This is a genomic window from Cellulomonas sp. (assembly GCF_015234515.1).
GTDB lineage: Bacteria > Actinomycetota > Actinomycetes > Actinomycetales > Cellulomonadaceae > Cellulomonas.
In genome coordinates, this window is the sequence record NZ_JADGMY010000028.1 from 1 (window position 1) to 17,681 (window position 17,681).

Consider the following 17,681-nt stretch of genomic DNA (forward strand, 5'->3'; position numbering starts at 1 on the left):
GACTCGAGCTGGTCGAAGGCCGGGGGCTTGCGGTGGATGGGCCAGCGCTCGGTGATCTCGAGCGTCTCGCCCTCCTTGAGGTTCAGCACCTCACCGGTGACGTTGAAGACCTTGCCCTTGGTCACGTCGCCGACGGGCACCGAGATCGGCAGGCCGGTGTCGCGCACCTGCGCGCCACGGACGAGGCCGTCGGTCGGCTTGAGCGCGATCGCGCGCACCAGGGAGTCACCCAGGTGCTGCTCGACCTCGAGCGTCATGGTGAAGCCGCCGGAGGCCTCGCCCTCGCCCTGCGTCGAGAGGTCGATGTCGACCTCGAGGGCGTTGTAGATCTCGGGGATCCGGTCCGGCGGGAACTCGATGTCCACGACGGGCCCGATGACCCGCGCGACCCGGCCGACGCCGGGCGTGCCGGCGTTCGCGGCCGTCGCGTCGACGGTGGTGGCGGTCATGTCTGCCTCGCTTCGCTCGTCCGGGCCGCTCAGGCGCCCGGCAGGGGTCGGTGTCGTGCTGTCGTTCGTGGGTCAGGAAGAGGCGAGAGCGTCGGCACCCGACACGATCTCGCTGATCTCCTGCGTGATCTCGCCCTGACGCGCCTGGTTGGCCAGTCGCGTGTAGGTGCGGATGAGGTCCTCGGCGTTCTCGGTGGCCGTGTGCATGGCCCGCTGCCGTGCCGCGAGCTCGGAAGCCGCGGCCTGCAGGAGGTGGGCGTAGATGCGCGTGCGCACGTAGCGCGGCAGCAGCGCGTCCAGCACCTCCTCGGGGCTGGGTTCGAACTCGTAGAGCGGCAGGGCGTCGTGCTCCCCCGGGGGCTCGACACCCTCGACGACCTCGAGCGGCACCATGCGGATCACGCGCGGACGCTGCGTCACCATGTTGACGAACTGCGTGGACACGACGTGCACCTCGCTGACGCCGCCCTCGTCGGCCGGCGCCGTGAACGCCGACAGCAGCGCGTCCGCGATCTCGTCCGCGATCTCGGGGGTCGGCGCGTCCGAGAAGCCCGTCCAGCTGCCCGCGAGCTCGCGCTGCCGGAACGTGTAGTACGCGACGGCGCGGCGACCCGAGACGTAGAGGGCGACCTGCTTGCCCTCGCCCTCCAGCCGGTGCACGAGACGCTCGGTCTCGCGGATGACGCTCGCCGAGTAGGCGCCCGCCATGCCGCGGTCGGAGGCGATGAGCAGCACCGCGACGCGCTTGGTGTCGTCACGCTCGACCAGGAACGGGTGGGACGTGGTCGAGTGCGTCGCGACGGCGGACACCGCACGGGTGATCGCCCGCGAGTACGGGGTCGCCATGGCCACGCGGTCGCGGGCCTTGCCGATCCGCGACGCCGCGATGAGCTCCTGGGCGCGGAACATCTTCTTGAGCGACTGGGTGCTCTTGATCCGCGCCTTGTAGACGCGCTGCTGACCCGCCATGCTCAGGCCCGCTTCTGGCGGACGATCTGCTCCTGCTCGACCTCGACGTCGCCGTCCTCCTCCTGGCTGCCCACGAGCGGGCTGCCGTCGAACGTGAGGAAGCCCAGCCGGAACTCGTCGATCGCGTCACCGAGGGCCTTCTCCGTCGCGTCCTCGAGCTTGCCCGAGTCGGCGATGGTCGACAGGACGTCGGTGTTGCGGCGCAGGTGGTCCAGCAGCTCGGACTCGAAGCGACGGACGTCCTGGATCGGGACGTCGTCGAGCTTGCCCTTGGTGCCGGCCCAGATCGACGCGACCTGGTCCTCGACCGGGAACGGCGAGTACTGGCCCTGCTTGAGCAGCTCCATGAGGCGAGCACCACGCGTCAGCTGGGCGCGGGACGCCGCGTCGAGGTCGGAGGCGAACATCGCGAACGCCTCGAGCGAGCGGTACTGCGCCAGGTCCAGCTTCAGGGTGCCGGAGACCTGCTTCATCGCCTTGACCTGCGCGGCACCGCCGACGCGGGACACCGAGATACCGACGTCCACGGCGGGACGCTGGTCGGCGTTGAACAGGTCGGACTGGAGGAAGATCTGCCCGTCCGTGATGGAGATGACGTTGGTCGGGATGTACGCCGAGACGTCGTTGGCCTTCGTCTCGATCATCGGCAGACCGGTCATCGAGCCGGCACCCAGCTCGTCCGAGAGCTTGGCGCAGCGCTCGAGCAGACGGGAGTGCAGGTAGAAGACGTCGCCGGGGTACGCCTCGCGGCCCGGGGGCCGGCGGAGGAGCAGCGACACGGCACGGTAGGCCTCGGCCTGCTTCGACAGGTCGTCGAACACGATGAGGACGTGCTTGCCCTGGTACATCCAGTGCTGGCCGATGGCCGAGCCGGTGTACGGCGCGAGGTACTTGAAGCCGGCGCTGTCGGAGGCCGGGGACGCCACGATGGTGGTGTACTCCAGCGCACCGGCGGCCTCGAGCGCGCCACGCACGGAGGCGATGGTCGAGCCCTTCTGGCCGATGGCGACGTAGATGCAGCGGACCTGCTTGGTCGGGTCGCCCGTCTCCCAGTTGGCCTTCTGGTTGATGATCGTGTCGATCGCGATGGCCGTCTTGCCCGTCTGGCGGTCGCCGATGATGAGCTGACGCTGGCCGCGGCCGATCGGGATCATCGAGTCGATGGCCTTGAGGCCGGTCTGCAGCGGCTCGTGGACCGACTTGCGCGCCATGACGCCGGGCGCCTGCAGCTCGAGCGCACGACGACCGTCCGTCTCGACCTCGCCGAGGCCGTCGATCGGCTGGCCCAGCGGGTCCACGACGCGACCGAGGTAGCCGTCGCCCACGGCGACCGAGAGCACCTCGCCGGTCCGGCGGACCTCCTGGCCCTCCTCGATGCCGGTGAACTCACCCAGCACGACGACGCCGATCTCGCGGACGTCGAGGTTCAGCGCCAGACCGAGCGTGCCGTCCTCGAACTTCAGCAGCTCGTTGGCCATCGCACCGGGCAGGCCCTCGACCTGCGCGATGCCGTCGCCCGCGACCGCGACCCGTCCGACCTCCTCGGTCGCCGGGCCCTTGGGCTCGTAGGACTTCACGAAGCTGTCCAGCGCGGAGCGGATGTCCTCCGGCCGGATAGTCAGCTCAGCCATGGCGTTCTCCTCATCTGACGCACGCGCGTCGCGCGTGCGGTGTGTCGTGGGCCGGTGCTCCGGCGTTGTCAGCCGGCCAGCTGCCGGCGTGCATCGGCGAGTCGGGAGAGGACGGTCGAGTCGATGACGTCGGGGCCGGACTGCACGCGCAGCCCTCCCACCACGTCGGGGTCCACCACGACGTTGACCTGGACGGCCCGCCCGAGGGCACGGCCGAGCAGGTCCGCGAGACGATCCGTCTGCGTCGGGGTGAGCGGCGAGGCCGACACGACGGTGGCGACCTCCAGGCTGCGGAGCTCGGCGATCACGTCACCGACGTGCTGCAGCGTCGTGACGTACCGACGCCCGCGGGGCGCGACCGCTGCGCGCCGTGCCACCGCCTGGGTGATGGGGTCGCCCTGCTGGTCGAGCAGACGGTCGACCAGCTCGCCGCGCGCCTGCGCGGGGTACGCGTCGTCCAGGAGGAACCGACGCACCTCGCGCTGACCGGCCAGGGCGCGGGTGATGGCGAACAGCTCGCTCTCCACCTGCGCCAGCGTGCCGGCGCTCTGCGCCGACGACAGCAGCGCCACGAACGCCAGACGCTCGACGGCGTGCGCGAGGTCGGCGTCGGCCGACCACCGCGAACGCACGAGGGCCTGAGCGATCTCGACGGTGCGCGGGTCCGCACCGTCGAGCAGACGTGCGACCAGCCCGCTCTTGGCCTCGGGCTCGAGCGACGGGTCGGCCAGCGTGCGGCGCAGCGAGCCCGACGAGTCGAGCGCGTCGACGAGCGCGAACAGCTCGTCGCCGATCGTGCGTGCCGTGCCGCCGGCTGCGCGGACGACCGGCGCGAACCGGTTCTCCACCGCCTGCAGCGAGGCGCGACTGGTCCCGCGCATCAGTTCCCCTTGCCTGCGCTCGTGGTGGTGCTGGCCTCGAGGTCGTCGAGGAAGCGGTCGACGACGCGCGAGCGTCGCGCCTCGTCCTCGAGCGACTCGCCCACGATCTTCGAGGCGAGCTCCGTCGCGAGCGTGCCCACGTCGGCGCGCAGGGACACGGCCGCGGCCTGGCGCTCCGCGTCGATCTGGCGCTGGGCCGTCTCGGCGATGCGAGCGGCCTCCTCCTGGGCGCGGGCACGCGACTCGGCGAGGATCGCTCCACCCTCGGCCCGCGCGTCCTCACGGATGCGCGCCGCCTCGGCACGGGCGTCGGCGAGCAGCTGCTGGTACTCCTCCAGCTGCGCGGCCGCCTCGGCCTGGGCCGTCTCCGCCAGCGCGAGACCGCCCTCGATCTTCTCCGTGCGCTCGTCCAGCACCGCCTGGAACTTCGGCAGCACGTACTTGTAGAACGCCACCGCGATGACCACGAGCACGATCGTCGACCAGAGCAGGTCGTAGCTGGCCGGGAGGAGCAGCTGGATGCCCTCGACCTCTTCGCCCGCGGCCGTCACGACGGCCGCGGAGACCGCGGCGCCGCTCACGTGAAGAGGAACCCGGTGATGAGGCCGAGGAGGCCCAGGACCTCGACGAACCCGATACCGATGAACATCGTGGTGCGCAGCTGGCCGGCGACCTCGGGCTGGCGTGCGATGCCCTCGACGGTCTTGCCGATGAGGATGCCCAGACCGATACCCGGGCCGAGCACCGCGAGGCCGTAGCCGACGGTCGCGATGTTCCCGGAGACGGCGTCAGCGGCGGCGAGGATCATGCTGGTGTCTGCCACGGTGGCTCGTTCCTTCCGTTGGGTCCCCTGCCGGTCGGCCGGGGGCTCGTGCTCAGGTGCGGGGCCGAAGTCCCGCGGGGTGTGTGGTCAGTGCTCGTCGGAGATCGACTGGCTGATGTAGACGGCCGCGAGGACGACGAAGATGTAGGCCTGCAGGGCTGCGACGAACACCTCGAACAGGGTGATCGCGAACCCACCGAGGAGGCTCGGCACCGCGAAGACGGTCATGCCCGACATCGAGCGGACGAAGAAGTCCGTCGCGGCGAAGCAGAGCACGAGCATCAGGTGCCCGGCGACCATGTTGGCCATGAGTCGCACGGCGAGCGTCACGGGACGCAGGATGAAGACGGTGAGGAACTCGACCGGCGTCAGCAGCACGTAGAGGAACGGCGGCACTCCCGGCGGGAACAGGCTCGCCTTGAGGAAGCCACCCAGCCCGTGCGCGCGCACCCCGGCGCCGAGGTACATGACGTAGACCCACAGCGCGAGCATCACCGGCAGGCCGATGAGCGAGGACCCGGCGATGTTGAGGCCGGGGATGATGCCCGTGATGTTGAACGCGAGGATCGCGAAGAAGATCGTCGTGAGCAGCGCGACGTACTTGTGCGCCTTCTCCTTGCCGATGATGTCCTCGGCGACGTTGACGCGCACGAAGTCGAGCAGCAGCTCCACGACGTTCTGCCCGCGGCTCGGGACCAGCTTCGCCTTGCGGGCGGCGATCACCATGACCACCACGAGGGCGACGGTCGCGATCACCCGGACGAGCTGCATCCGGTTGAACTCGAGGATCGTGCCCTCGAAGAGGAACGGCGCCGGGAAGAAGTCGGCGATCGTGGGCGTGTGGAAGCCGCTGTCGTCCGCGGCGAGCGGCAGGATCGTCGCGATGCTGGACAGTGCGGTCTCCTGTGGTCGTGATGTCCGGTGCCGCCTCGTCGCGGGCACACCGGCAGCACCTAGCCGTCGTGGATGGGGGAAAGCCTAACCCATGGGTGACCTAGGTCCGGCCCACCAGGGCTTTCGATGTGGTGATGCAGATCACCGTCCGGTGGCACCGGGCTCGACGTACGGCACCCGGCCGTTGTTCACCGCCCGGAAGTCGAGCACGGCCGACCCGACGACCCCCAGCGCGAGCACCGCGGCGAGGACGCCTCGGGAGTAGAAGTCGAGGTCACGCAGCAGCGCGAGCACCACGACCACGACCAGGACCTTGGCGAGCCAGGTGCCCATGACGACCGCCGCCATCGTGTGCGGCGGCGAGTGCAGCGTGCGCAGCATCGCGACCACCGTGGTCCCGGAGAACACCAGCGCGAGGCCCACGCCGATGAGCGCGCCCCACACGCCCGGCACGCCGGCGACGAGGGCCCCGAGACCGATACCCAGCACCGCCAGGGCACCGAGGAGGACGGCGGTGTCGCGCAGTGCACGGCGGAACACCGCCGCGGTCGGGTCGGGCTCGGCGGCGCGGGCAGCAGGATCGGGAGCGGGGTCCGTCGTCATGGGGTGGCCTCCACGGGCTTGGGGGGGCGCCCGCGCAGCGGGCCGAGGGTCAGTGCGGTCGCGACGAGCAGGCCCACGCCGGTGGCGATGAGGACCGTCGTGGTGGACAGGACGGCGAGCGCCGCGACGCCGAACGCCAGGACCGCCGTCCACACGTACATGATGAGCACGGCACGGCGGTGGCTGTGACCGAGCGCCAGCAGCCGGTGGTGCAGGTGCAGCCGGTCCGCGTGGAAGGGGCTCTTGCCCGTCAGCAGCCGTCGCACGATCGCCATGCCCATGTCCAGCAGCGGGAGCACCAGGACGGCGACCGGCAGCAGGATCGGCACGTACGCCGGGAACCGCACGCGCTCGACGACGGCCAGGTAGTCGATCTGCCCCGTCACGACGATCGCCGCGGCCGCCATGACGAACCCGAGGAGCATCGAGCCCGAGTCGCCCATGAAGATGCGCGCCGGATAGAGGTTGTGCGGCAGGAACCCCACGCACGTCCCCACCAGCACGCCGACGACGAGGGTGGCCAGGTTGGAGTAGTCGTTGGCGCTCGTGTCGACCGTGAGCAGGTACGCGTACACGAAGAACGCGGCCCCCCCGATCGCGAGGACACCCGCGGCCAGCCCGTCGAGCCCGTCGACGAAGTTCACGGCGTTCATGGCCACGACGACGGACACCACCGTGACGAAGACGGCCGTGCGCGACGAGCCGCTGAGGACGCCGCCGATGGGCAGCTGGTACAGCAGCACGCCCTGCCACGCGAGGAAGCCCGCCGCGAGCACCTGCCCCATGAGCTTGGTGAGCCAGTCGAGGTCCCAGATGTCGTCGGCGACGCCGAGCGCGCACACCAGGGCGGCGCCCCCGACGATGCCGAAGATCGGCCGCGGGTTGGCGTACACCGGTGCGAGGAACGGCAGCTGGGACGCCATCAGGAGCGCCACGAGCAGACCGGCGAACATCGCCATGCCACCGAGGCGGGGCGTCGGGACCGCGTGGACGTCGCGGTCCCGCACCGCCGTGATGGCACCCCAGCGCAGCGCGCACCACCGCGCCAGCGGCGTCGTCAGGTAGGTGACGACCGCTGCGATGACGGCGACGAGAAGGTAGGTCCTCACGACGCAGGAGCCTCCGGCCGACCCTCGTCGGGGCCGGGCGCGGGCGGTGCCATGACCGGTGCCACGGCCGCGAGCGCCGCGAGGTCGATCGCACCCAGCCGCACGACGCGCAGCGCCGGCCCCGTGGCGTCGACGATGGTCGAGGCGACACCCCCGGGTGCCGCACCGGCGTCGAGGAGCACCGCGACGCGGTCGCCGAGCTGGTCGTACGCCTCGGTCGCCGTCGTCGCGGCGGGCCGGCCGGTGAGGTTGGCGCTCGACACCGCGAGGGGCCCGGTGCGCCGCAGCAGCGCGAGGGCGGCAGGGTGGTCCGGCATGCGCAGCGCGACGGTGCCGTGGGTCTCCCCCAGGTCCCACGCGAGCGACGGCTGCGCCCGCAGGATGACCGTCAGACCACCGGGCCAGAAGGCCTCGGCCAGCGCCCGCACGGTGTCGGGCACGTCCGTGGCGAGCCCGTCGAGCGTGCGGACGTCGGGGATGAGGACGGGCGGCGGCATCTGGCGGCCACGCCCCTTGGCGTCGAGGAGGCGCTGCACGGCACGCGGGTCGAACGCGTCGGCACCGATCCCGTACACGGTGTCCGTGGGCAGCACGACCAGCTCGCCGCGACCGACGGCGTTGACCGCCTCGTCGATCGCGGGGCCCCAGGTCGCGGGGTCGGTCGCGTCCTTGATCCGGATGAGGCTCACGCGGGCGAGTCTCCCACGACCGCCGGTGCGACCCGCCGTGCCACGAGGGTGCGGGGGCGGCCCGTCAGGTCCGGCACGGTACGCACGTCGACGAACGCCCCGGTCGCAGCGGCTGCGGCGCGTGCAGTGGCGCCCTGCACCTCCGCGTGCTCCATCACGAGCAGACCGCCGGGGGCGAGCAGGCGCGCGGCGGCGGCGACGACCGCGCGCGGCACGTCGAGGCCGTCGGCCCCGCCGCCGTACAGCGCGACGTCCGGGTCGTGGTCACGGACCTCGGGGTCGAGGGGCACGGCGTCCGGCGGGATGTAGGGCGGGTTCGACACCACGACGTCGACGGTGCCGTCGAGCTCCGCGAGGAGCGCGGGATCGCGGACGTCGCCCTGCACCACCCGCAGGTCGGGGCCGGCGACGGCCGCCGCGTTGGCGCGGGCCAGCCCGACCGCCGCGTCGGACAGGTCGACGGCCACGACGCGACTCGCGGGCACCTCGGTGTCCACGGAGGCCGCGATCGCCCCCGTGCCGGTGCACAGGTCGACGACCAGCGGCCGCCCACCGGAGGCGGCGAGGGCCGCGGCCTCGTCGATCGCCAGCTGCGCGACCGTCTCGGTCTCGGGACGCGGCACGAACACGCCGGGCTCCACGCGCAGGGTGAGGAACCGGAAGACCGTGTGCCCGACGATGTGCTGCAGCGGCTCGCGCCGCCGGCGCCGCTCGACCAGCCCGGCGTACGTGGCCGCGAAGCCCTCGGGCAGCGGCGGCGGCAGGACCAGCTCGACGCGGGCCAGCCCCAGCGCGTGCGCGGCGAGGGCGATCGCGTCGTGCCGCGGGGACGGCACGCCCGCCTCGGCCAGCACCGTCGCGGCCCCCTCGACGTACGCGCGCAGGCCCGGGCCCGCGTCACGCGCGGTCGCGGCGCCGCTCATGCGGGCCCCCCGCCGGCCGCGGCCAGCCGCGCCGCGTCGTCGGCCTCGACGGCGGACGCGATGACCGGCCCGAGGTCCCCGTCGAGCACCTGGTCGAGGTTGTACGCCTTGTACCCGGTGCGGTGGTCGGCGATCCGGTTCTCCGGGAAGTTGTACGTCCGGATCCGCTCGGAACGGTCCACCGTGCGCACCTGCGAGCGGCGTGCCTCGCTCGCGGCGGCGGCAGCCTCCTCCTGGCGGGCGGCGAGCAGCCGGGCCCGCAGCACGCGCATCGCCTGCTCACGGTTCTGCAGCTGCGACTTCTCGTTCTGCATCGACACCACGATGCCGGTCGGCACGTGCGTGATCCGCACCGCCGAGTCCGTCGTGTTGACGGACTGCCCGCCCGGCCCGGACGAGCGGTACACGTCGATGCGCAGGTCGTTCGGGTCGATGTCGACGTCACCGTCGTCGTCCGCCTCGGGGAACACCATGACGCCGGCCGCCGACGTGTGGATCCGGCCCTGCGACTCGGTGACGGGCACCCGCTGCACGCGGTGCACGCCGCCCTCGTACTTCAGGTGCGCCCAGACGCCGTCCTCCGGCGGGCCGGCGGTGCGGGCCTTGACCGCCACCTGCGCGTCCTTGACGCCGCCGAGGTCGGACGGCGTCGCGTCGAGGACCTGCACGCTCCACCCCTGCCGCTCGGCGTAGCGGGTGTACATGCGCAGCAGGTCGCCCGCGAACAGGGCGGACTCCTCGCCGCCCTCCCCCGCCTTGATCTCGAGGATCACGTCGCGGGCGTCGTCCGGGTCGCGCGGGACCAGCACGCGGTGCAGCCGCGCGGCGGCGGTGGCGGCGGCCTCCTGGAGCGCGGGCACCTCGACGGCGAAGGCCTCGTCCTCGGCAGCCAGCTCGGCGGCCGCCTGCGCGTCCTCCGCGGCCGCGCGCCACTGGCGGTAGGCCTGCACGACGCGCCCGAGCTCCGCGTAGCGCCTCCCCAGCCGACGTGCCCGCGCGGGGTCCGCGTGGACGGCCGGGTCGGAGAGGTCACGCTCGATCTCCGCGTGCTCCACGAGCATCGCCTCGACGGCGTCGAGATGCTCCACGTCCTGTCCTCCCACTGGTCAACGACCCGTGCGACCGACGGCCGCACACAGCGACAGCGCCGGTGCGCGGGCGGACACGACCATGGAGGGCCGTCGTCCGCCGGCTGCACCGGCGCTGTGGAGGAGCTAGTTCGCCGTCTTCTTGCCGTAGCGCGCCTCGAAGCGGGCCACACGGCCGCCGGTGTCGAGGATCTTCTGCTTGCCGGTGTAGAACGGGTGGCAGGCGCTGCAGACGTCGGCGTGGATCTTGCCGTCCGCCACCGTCGAGCGGGTGACGAACGTGCTGCCGCAGGTGCACGTGACCTCGGTGACCACGTACTCCGGGTGGATGCCAGACTTCACGGGAGTTCTCCTTGGGTTTCGTCTCCGGGTCCGGACGCGCGTACCGCGCCGGTGAACCGCAGACCGACAGACCATTGTGCCAGAACCGTGGCGGCCCGAAAAACCTTCCCGCCGCACTCAGCGGCCGTCGGACGCGAGGGCCCGCAGCGCCGCCGCCCGCTCCTCGATCGTGGCGCTCGGTCGCCCCCTGTCGGCGAGCCCCGGGGCCTCCCGCTCCAGACGGTCCAGCTCGTCCTTCACCGCCGGGTCGCGGCCGGCCGCGAGCGCCGTCGGGACCCACGCGAGGACGACCTCGAGCAGCGTCCTGAACCCCGCACCGCCCGCACGCAGCAGCGCGACCGCCTCGTCGTAGACCTCTTCCGCCTCGTGCTGGTCGGGCCCCAGGTGCACGCAGCGCGCAGCGCGTGCGAGCGCGAGGCCCGCGTCGACCAGCAGCCCGTCGTCCCGGGCGAGGTCCGCCGCCGAGTAGTACTCCGCCGCGGCACCGTCGAGGTCCCCCGCAGCCACGGCCGCGTCACCGCGCCGCGACGCGAGCACGTGCTCCGGCTCGCCGGCCTCGTCCCCCGCCGCAGCCGGCCGGGGCTCGGGCGCCGGGCCGGCCCAGGCCGGTTGCGACAGGTCGACCCGCCAGGCGACTGGCCTGATCGCGAGGCACCGGGCCAGGAAGCGCCGCTGGCCGTCGGTCCCGTCACGCGCGTCGAACCGGTCACCGAGCTCACGCGCGGCGGCGACGACCCAGTCGTCGAGCTCCGCGACGTCGCCGACCGGTGCGACGTCGAGCCGCACCGGCGTCGCCGGGTCACGCAGGCGCAGGTTCGCCGTGAGCGCCGCCGCGTACTGCAGATGGCCGAGCCGGACGCTGGGCCTGGTCGACACCAGCTGCTCCTGCGTCCGGACCAGCAGCGCCAGCCCGTCGTCGAGGTGGCCCGCGCGGGTGTAGAAGAGCAGGTGCCGGGGCGATCGCAGCTCGGTGCCGGCCGCCCGTGCAGCGGCGCGCGCACGGTGGTGCGCCCTGGCCGCGTCGTCGTACCTGCCCACGTCGAGGTAGGCCAGCTGCAGCGTCGCCAGGAGGTCGTCCGGCTGCCCGCGGCAGGTGAGCCGGTAGCCGACGACGGGCTCCGCCACAGCGATCGACTCGACCGGGCGGCCCGACTCCCACAGGTGCCGAGCACGCCTCCCCGCCTCGTAGCAACCGCAGTCGGCGAGATCGTCACGAGGGCTCGCCAGCCACCGCTCGTACGACTCCTCGGCGCCCGGACGACCCGCGTGCCAGTCCCACAGGTACTCGATCAGCCGCACCGACGTCGCAGGGCGACCCGACTCGGCGCACCGGCGCTCCATGTCACGCAGCACCTGCTCGATCTGCTCGCGCGGGGAGGACGGCAGGTCGATCAGGTCCGCAGCCATCCACTTGTGCATCCAGAGCAGCTCGCGCACGTCCTCGTCACGCAGGAGGTCCGGGTGGTCGTCCGCCCACCGAACAGCCCTCGTGAACTGCACGAACGCGAGCTCGAACGGATCACGCAGGGCGATCGACTCGACCACGCCGGCGTACGCGGACGCGAGGGCCTCGGCGGGGCCCTCCGCCTCGAGGCGGGCGACGACCTCCTCGAGCGCGGCGGTCTGCGCGACGCCGCGCCGCTGCCGGCGCAGCGCCGTGATCTCGGCCAGGGCCTGAGCCGCCCGTTCCGTCACGGCATGCCGCCCTGCGGCTGGGAGCCCGCTGCGAGACCCGCGCGGAGGAGCACCTCGAGCGTCGCCGTCATGAGCTCCGCGTCCCGCGCACGCAGCGGCTCCCCCGCCTGGAGCGTCGCCTGCACGTAGAGCGCCCGCAGCCCGGCGTCCCGCACCGGTCCCGGTGGCGCGTCCGCGAGCGCCCGCACGACGGCGTTGTCACCGTTGAGGACCAGCATCCGATCCGCTGGGGGCGCCACGTCGTCGAGACTCGCGAGGACCTCGGCCCAGACGTCCCGCCGCTCCTCCACGAGCCGGCGTCGCAGCCGCTCGAACCGCGCGTCGGCGCCGTCGAGGAGCAGCGCCGGCAGGGAGGCGGGCCCGAACGTCCGCAGCAGCGGCGCGCACTCCAGGGGCGCGAGCACGCGTTCGGCGTCCCGCTCGACGCCCGACCACCACACCAGCAGCTCGGGTGGCGGGGGCGACAGCACACCCTGCACGTCGTCCCGACCGAGCACCTGCACGTCCCACCCCGGTCGCGCCGCCAGCCGCGCCATGACGTCCGCGTCGTAGACGTACCCCGCGTTGACGACGGCGAGCCCCTCCGCGCGGGCCACGGCGGCGACCCGCCGGTACTCCTGGAGCGTGGGCGCGTACAGCACGCGGCCGTGCTCGGCACGCACCTCCTCGAGCGTGCGCGTGCCGTCCGTCGTCTCGTACGGCAGCACCTGCGCGACCAGCTCGAGCATCTCCTGGTCGCTGGTGGCCAGGGCGCGCAGCGCGAGGTCGTGGGCGGCGACGAAGTCGTCCGTCAGGGGCGACCACGACCGCAGGGTCTGCAGCGTCCAGTCCCGGACCGCCGCACCGAGCGCCTCGCGGGTGGCCATGAGGACCTCGTCCTCGTAGAGCGCCTCCCGCGAGGCCGTGGGCCGCAGCGCACGGGCGTCGACGACGCACCGCACGAAGACCGCCCAGTCGGGCAGCAACCCGTCGACGCGCGAGCCCAGCAGCATCCGCTTGAGGTAGACGCGGTGCCGGACGGAGGTGCCCTGCGCGACCGGCACCGGCATCACGAAGGCCACGCCCTCGACGCCGGCCAACGGCACCCGCAGGTCGATGTGCGCGAGAGGGCGCAGCCCGAAGACGCGTTCGCAGTAGTCCGCGAGCGCCCGGGTGCGGGACGCCTCGTCGCCGGACGTCCGCCACGGCAGGTGCCGCGCGCTCGTGCGCCGCCACGCCGTCGGGCGGTCGGCGGTCGTGCCGTCGGCCGACCGCGACCCCGGAGGTTCGAGCCGCACCTCCACGGCGACGTCGACGGGCAGCAGACCGCCGTACTCCTCGGCGAGCGCGACCACCGAGCCCTCCGTGAACCAGTGGTCCGCGTCCGCGCGGGGGCGCAGCCGCACGGTGGTCCCCGGTGCGACGTCGTCGTGGCACGGCGCGACGGAGAACCGCCCGTCGTCGGACCCGCGCCAGCGGACCGCCGGGGCCTTCGGGTCGACCGCCGACCGGGAGACGACGTCGATCTCCTCGGCCACCATGAAGGCTGCGAGCAGACCGATGCCGAACTGGCCGAGGAACTCGGGGCGCCCGGAGCCGAGGTGCTCGTCGCGCTTCGACGAGCGCCCGATCGTCGCCAGCAGGTCGCGCGCCTCGTCCACGGTGAGCCCGATGCCGGTGTCGACGACCTCGAGGCCGCCGTCCTCGAGCGGGCGCACACGCACCGTGGCGGGCGCTCCCGGGTCAACGGCACGCCGCGCGGTGATCGCGTCGACGGCGTTCTGCAGCAGCTCGCGCAGGTAGAGGTGCGGGCCCGAGTAGAGGTGCCGGGCCAGCAGGTCGACGACGCCGCGCAGGTCCACCTGGAAGGCGCGGTCGACCTCGGTCGCGCTCATGTCGTCGCCTCCGGAGGGCGGTGATGCCGTGCTGGGCACATGGCCGTGCGTCCCCTTCGCCCGAGATGTCCGGTCGGAGCATAGAGGCTCGGGTCCACGGCGGGCAGGGCCTTCCCCCTCCTGCGGGCGGAGGACGACCGGTCAGGGCAGGACGACCGGCTTGACGGTGCGGCCGTGGAGCATGTCGTCGAACGCCCGGTCGAGGTCCCTCAGCGCGTAGCGACGCACGAGCCGGTCGAGGGGCAGCGTGCCGTCCTCGACGAGGGCGACGATCTGCGGCAGCAGGCGACGGGGGTCGGCGTCACCCATCGTCACCCCCCGGAGCACCCTGCCCCCGAGCATCGGCTGGATGTCGACGGGGATCTCCGTGCCGGGCGGCGGGGCGCCGCACACGACCAGCTCGCCGCGCAGCGCCAGCGCGTCGAGCGCCGTGCGCGCGACGTTCGGGTCACCCGTGGTGTCGAACGCCCCGGTCAGGCCGCGCCCGCCGGTGATCTCGGCGAGCCGCTCACGGAGGTCGTCCGCGCCGCCGTGCAGCGCGTGCGTCGCCCCGAGCTCGAGAGCCAGGTCGAGGCGCTCGGGCACCAGGTCGACCGCGACGAGCACGTCCGGCTCGCGCGCCGCCGCCGCGACGACGGCCGACAGCCCGACCGCACCGGCGCCGAGGACCGCCAGCCGCGCACCCGGCTGCGGGTCCAGCACGTTCCACACCGACCCGAAGCCGGTCATCACGCCGCAGCCGAGCGGTGCCAGCAGCGTCAGGTCCACGCCCGGGCCGACGACCACGACATGACGCGCCGCCACGACGACGTGCCCGGCGAACGACGACTGCCCGAAGAAGTGGGCACCGAGCGGCACCCCGTCGGCGTGCAGCGGGCTCGTCCCGTCGGGGCGTGCGCCGCCCAGCACGTTGCGTGTGAGCCACGTCGCGCAGTAGGCGGGGTGGTCCTCGTGGCACGCGTCGCAGTCGCCGCACGACGAGAAGCTGATGAGAACCTGGTCGCCTGCGCTGACGTCGGTCACGCGGCTGCCCACGCTCTCCACGACGCCCGCCCCCTCGTGCCCGATCACCCCGGGGAGCGGGAACGGGACGCCGCCGCCCCACACCGCGACGTCGGTGTGGCAGACACCGGTCGCGACGACCCGCACGAGGATCTCGTCGTCGCGCGGCGCCGCGAGGTCGACCTCCCGGACCTCGAACGCCCCGCGAGGGCTCGTCAGGACCGCCGCGCGCGTGCGGACGGGTGCAGCGGATGCACGTTCCCCCGCCGCGCCGTGATCAGGTGTCGCCGTCGTCGTCATGGCAGTCCTCTCGCCGTGCCGACGGTCGCCGGCGGGCCGGAGCGGCGACGTCGGGGTCGCGCCGCGGACGGGCGTGGGGGTGCCTGCGATCGTAGGGAGGGCGACGCACGGCCGACAAGGGCACGGACGCCGACGGCCCCCCACCCTGGGCGGGTACGGGGCCGTCGAGGCGTCCGGTCGGCTCAGACGACCTTGCCGACACCCTCCTCGAGGGCGGGGCCGTTGTGGCCCGGCGTGGTCTTCTGCACCTGCAGCAGGAACTCCACGTTCGACTTGGTCTCGCGCAGCTTGCCCAGCAGCAGCTCGATGGCCTGCTGCTGGTCGAGCCCGCCGAGCACGCGCCGCAGCTTGTAGACGATCTTCAGCTCGTCGTTGCTCATGAGCACCTCCTCGCGGCGGGTGCCGGACGCGTTGACGTCCACCGCCGGGAAGATGCGCTTGTCCGCGAGCGAGCGCGACAGGCGCAGCTCCATGTTCCCGGTGCCCTTGAACTCCTCGAAGATGACCTCGTCCATCTTCGAGCCCGTCTCGACCAGGGCCGAGGCGAGGATCGTCAGGGAGCCGCCGTTCTCGATGTTGCGCGCGGCGCCGAAGAAGCGCTTGGGCGGGTAGAGCGCCGAGGCGTCCACACCACCGGACAGGATCCGGCCCGAGGCCGGCGCCGCCAGGTTGTAGGCGCGCGACAGCCGGGTCAGCGAGTCGAGCAGCACGACGACGTCCTGGCCGAGCTCGACCAGACGCTTGGCCCGCTCGATCGCGAGCTCCGCGACGATCGTGTGGTCGGACGCGGGACGGTCGAAGGTCGAGGCGATGACCTCGCCCTTCACGGTCCGCTCCATGTCGGTGACCTCTTCGGGCCGCTCGTCGACGAGCACGACCATGAGGTGGACCTCAGGGTTGTTCGTCGTGATCGCGTTGGCGATCTGCTGCATGATGATCGTCTTGCCCGCCTTGGGCGGCGCGACGATGAGGCCGCGCTGGCCCTTGCCGATGGGCGCGACGATGTCGATCACGCGCGGCGTGAGGCGACCGGGCTCGGTCTCGAGGCGCAGCCGGTCCTGCGGGTACAGCGGCGTCAGCTTGGCGAAGTCGGGACGCTCGCGCGCCTCGTCGGGCTGCAGACCGTTGACCGAGTCGAGCCGGACCAGCGCGTTGAACTTGTTGGGCCGGTTGCCGCTGGGCGGCTGCTCGCCCTCGCGGGGCTGGCGGACGGCGCCCGTGATCGCGTCGCCCCGACGCAGGCCGTTCTTCTTGACCTGGTTGAGCGACACGTAGACGTCGTTCGGCCCCGGCAGGTACCCGGTGGTCCGCACGAACGCGTACGAGTCGAGCACGTCGAGGATGCCGGCGACGGGGAGCAGGATGTCGTCCTCGGTCACCTCGACCTCGTCGAGGCCTGCCAGGTCGCCCTGGCCGGTGCGGGTGCGGCCGCGCTTGCGGTCCCGGTCCCGGTCGCGGAAGCGGTCGCGCGAGCGACGGCGACGACCGCCCCGCTCGTCGTCGTCCAGCCGGTCGTTGGCGCCCTGCGCGGGCTGCGCCGCCGGGCCGCCTGCTGCCTGGCCTGCCGGGCGGTGCTCACCCTGCTGACGCTCGCCGCCGCGCTCCGCCTGCTGGCGGTCGCCCTGCTGCCGGTCGCCCTGCTGGCGCCCACCCTGACGCGCGCTCTGCTGGCGGTCGTCGTCCTGACGCTCGCCGGGCTCGTCGACCGGCTGCGCGACCTCGGGCGCCGCGGGCGCCCCGGCACCACGGCCCGCACGGCGCGAGCGGCGCTCGCCCGTGACCGTGCCGACCGCCTCCGCGGCGCGCGCGGCGCGGTCGTCGCGCTGCTCGGGGGGCGCGAGGCGCGCGTCCAGCGCGGCCTCGAGGCCGGCGAGCGCGTCGCGGCCGCCCGAGCGCTGCCGGCTGCGCGCCGGACGCTCCGTCGGGGAGTCCTCGACCGACGCGGTCGTCGCGGGGTGCTCCTCCACCACGGCCTGCGCACGGCGCGTGGTCGCGCGCGCCTCGAGGGCCTGCGGGCGCTCACCGGAGCGCGCGGCGGAGATCGCCTGCACCAGGTCACCCTTGCGCATCTTGCTCGTGCCCTTCACGCCGAGCTGCGAGGCGAGTGCCTGCAGCTCGGGGAGCCGCATCGCGGAGATGCTGCCCGAGCCCGAGCCGCCCGTGGTGGCCGTGGCGGCGTCGATGGTGTCTGTCACGAAGGATCCTTCCCCCTCGTCGGGGCCCACCCGGTCCACCCGGGCGGGGGCCTGCGGCCGCTCGGCATGACCAGGCGGAGTGGTGCCACGCGCGTCGCGTACGACGACGTCTGCATGCGCTGGCGGGGTGTTCCCCTCGTCGTCGACTCGGCTGACCGTCCGGCAGGATCCAGGAGATGGTCGGGGAGCCGGGGACCGTGGTGGGGTCCACCGG

General features: G+C 73.3%; 16 protein-coding genes and 1 pseudogene. All 17 read right to left on the reverse strand.

Translation table 11 applies throughout. The features are described 5' to 3' along the window. Positions 1 to 449 (reverse strand): annotated as a pseudogene (locus IR158_RS13705) (F0F1 ATP synthase subunit beta); the annotation flags it as partial. 72 nt (positions 450 to 521) lie between these two features. Beyond that, positions 522 to 1,418, reverse strand: coding sequence for a F0F1 ATP synthase subunit gamma (locus tag IR158_RS13710; protein WP_291813946.1), 897 nt, complete (start codon positions 1,416 to 1,418; stop codon positions 522 to 524). A gap of 2 nt (positions 1,419 to 1,420) precedes the next feature. Continuing rightward, positions 1,421 to 3,049: a F0F1 ATP synthase subunit alpha gene (gene atpA / locus IR158_RS13715; protein WP_291813947.1), complete on the reverse strand. Its 1,629-nt coding sequence runs from the start codon at positions 3,047 to 3,049 to the stop codon at positions 1,421 to 1,423. Between the two features lie 68 nt (positions 3,050 to 3,117). Beyond that, positions 3,118 to 3,930, reverse strand: a complete 813-nt coding sequence (locus tag IR158_RS13720; RefSeq protein WP_291813949.1) for a F0F1 ATP synthase subunit delta — start codon at positions 3,928 to 3,930, stop codon at positions 3,118 to 3,120. Then, a complete protein-coding gene (locus IR158_RS13725; RefSeq protein ID WP_291813951.1) occupies positions 3,930 to 4,511 on the reverse strand; it encodes a F0F1 ATP synthase subunit B in 582 nt (193 codons plus the stop codon). The genes IR158_RS13720 and IR158_RS13725 overlap by 1 nt, the downstream gene beginning before the upstream one ends. Next, on the reverse strand, positions 4,508 to 4,738 hold the full coding sequence (gene atpE, locus IR158_RS13730; protein ID WP_089803054.1) for an ATP synthase F0 subunit C: 231 nt from the start codon (positions 4,736 to 4,738) through the stop codon (positions 4,508 to 4,510). Before atpE ends, IR158_RS13725 begins: the two co-directional genes overlap by 4 nt. Positions 4,739 to 4,840: 102 nt before the next feature. After that, positions 4,841 to 5,695: a F0F1 ATP synthase subunit A gene (gene atpB / locus IR158_RS13735; protein WP_366928446.1), complete on the reverse strand. Its 855-nt coding sequence runs from the start codon at positions 5,693 to 5,695 to the stop codon at positions 4,841 to 4,843. Between the two features lie 93 nt (positions 5,696 to 5,788). After that, complete coding sequence (locus IR158_RS13740; protein WP_291813953.1) at positions 5,789 to 6,250, reverse strand: hypothetical protein; 462 nt, start codon at positions 6,248 to 6,250, stop codon at positions 5,789 to 5,791. After that, complete coding sequence (locus IR158_RS13745) at positions 6,247 to 7,359, reverse strand: MraY family glycosyltransferase (protein WP_291813955.1); 1,113 nt, start codon at positions 7,357 to 7,359, stop codon at positions 6,247 to 6,249. The genes IR158_RS13740 and IR158_RS13745 overlap by 4 nt, the downstream gene beginning before the upstream one ends. Further along, a complete protein-coding gene (locus IR158_RS13750; protein WP_291813957.1) occupies positions 7,356 to 8,048 on the reverse strand; it encodes an L-threonylcarbamoyladenylate synthase in 693 nt (230 codons plus the stop codon). Before IR158_RS13750 ends, IR158_RS13745 begins: the two co-directional genes overlap by 4 nt. Next, complete coding sequence (gene prmC / locus IR158_RS13755; RefSeq protein WP_291813959.1) at positions 8,045 to 8,971, reverse strand: peptide chain release factor N(5)-glutamine methyltransferase; 927 nt, start codon at positions 8,969 to 8,971, stop codon at positions 8,045 to 8,047. The genes IR158_RS13750 and prmC overlap by 4 nt, the downstream gene beginning before the upstream one ends. Further along, on the reverse strand, positions 8,968 to 10,059 hold the full coding sequence (gene prfA, locus IR158_RS13760) for a peptide chain release factor 1 (RefSeq protein ID WP_291813961.1): 1,092 nt from the start codon (positions 10,057 to 10,059) through the stop codon (positions 8,968 to 8,970). Before prfA ends, prmC begins: the two co-directional genes overlap by 4 nt. 126 nt (positions 10,060 to 10,185) lie before the next feature. Beyond that, positions 10,186 to 10,401, reverse strand: coding sequence for a 50S ribosomal protein L31 (gene rpmE / locus IR158_RS13765; protein WP_291813963.1), 216 nt, complete (start codon positions 10,399 to 10,401; stop codon positions 10,186 to 10,188). A 117-nt stretch (positions 10,402 to 10,518) separates the two neighbouring features. Beyond that, on the reverse strand, positions 10,519 to 12,096 hold the full coding sequence (locus IR158_RS13770) for a hypothetical protein (RefSeq protein WP_291813965.1): 1,578 nt from the start codon (positions 12,094 to 12,096) through the stop codon (positions 10,519 to 10,521). Continuing rightward, on the reverse strand, positions 12,093 to 13,970 hold the full coding sequence (locus IR158_RS13775) for an HSP90 family protein (RefSeq protein ID WP_291813967.1): 1,878 nt from the start codon (positions 13,968 to 13,970) through the stop codon (positions 12,093 to 12,095). The genes IR158_RS13770 and IR158_RS13775 overlap by 4 nt, the downstream gene beginning before the upstream one ends. A 141-nt stretch (positions 13,971 to 14,111) precedes the next feature. Continuing rightward, positions 14,112 to 15,272 (reverse strand): NAD(P)-dependent alcohol dehydrogenase, encoded by a 1,161-nt coding sequence (locus tag IR158_RS13780; protein ID WP_291813969.1) that lies wholly within the window; start codon positions 15,270 to 15,272, stop codon positions 14,112 to 14,114. A 182-nt stretch (positions 15,273 to 15,454) separates the two neighbouring features. Next, complete coding sequence (gene rho, locus IR158_RS13785; protein WP_291813971.1) at positions 15,455 to 17,467, reverse strand: transcription termination factor Rho; 2,013 nt, start codon at positions 17,465 to 17,467, stop codon at positions 15,455 to 15,457. Between the last annotated feature and the right edge of the window lie 214 nt (positions 17,468 to 17,681).

Bases quoted from the DNA above. Each gene is read 5' to 3' on its own strand.
- IR158_RS13710 (WP_291813946.1), bottom strand. From the start codon at position 1,418: ATGGCGGGTCAGCAGCGCGTCTACAAGGCGCGGATCAAGAGCACCCAG.
- atpA (WP_291813947.1), bottom strand. From the start codon at position 3,049: ATGGCTGAGCTGACTATCCGGCCGGAGGACATCCGCTCCGCGCTGGAC.
- IR158_RS13720 (WP_291813949.1), bottom strand. From the start codon at position 3,930: ATGCGCGGGACCAGTCGCGCCTCGCTGCAGGCGGTGGAGAACCGGTTC.
- atpE (WP_089803054.1), bottom strand. From the start codon at position 4,738: ATGATCCTCGCCGCCGCTGACGCCGTCTCCGGGAACATCGCGACCGTC.
- IR158_RS13740 (WP_291813953.1), bottom strand. From the start codon at position 6,250: ATGACGACGGACCCCGCTCCCGATCCTGCTGCCCGCGCCGCCGAGCCC.
- prmC (WP_291813959.1), bottom strand. From the start codon at position 8,971: ATGAGCGGCGCCGCGACCGCGCGTGACGCGGGCCCGGGCCTGCGCGCG.
- IR158_RS13775 (WP_291813967.1), bottom strand. From the start codon at position 13,970: ATGAGCGCGACCGAGGTCGACCGCGCCTTCCAGGTGGACCTGCGCGGC.
- IR158_RS13780 (WP_291813969.1), bottom strand. From the start codon at position 15,272: ATGACGACGACGGCGACACCTGATCACGGCGCGGCGGGGGAACGTGCA.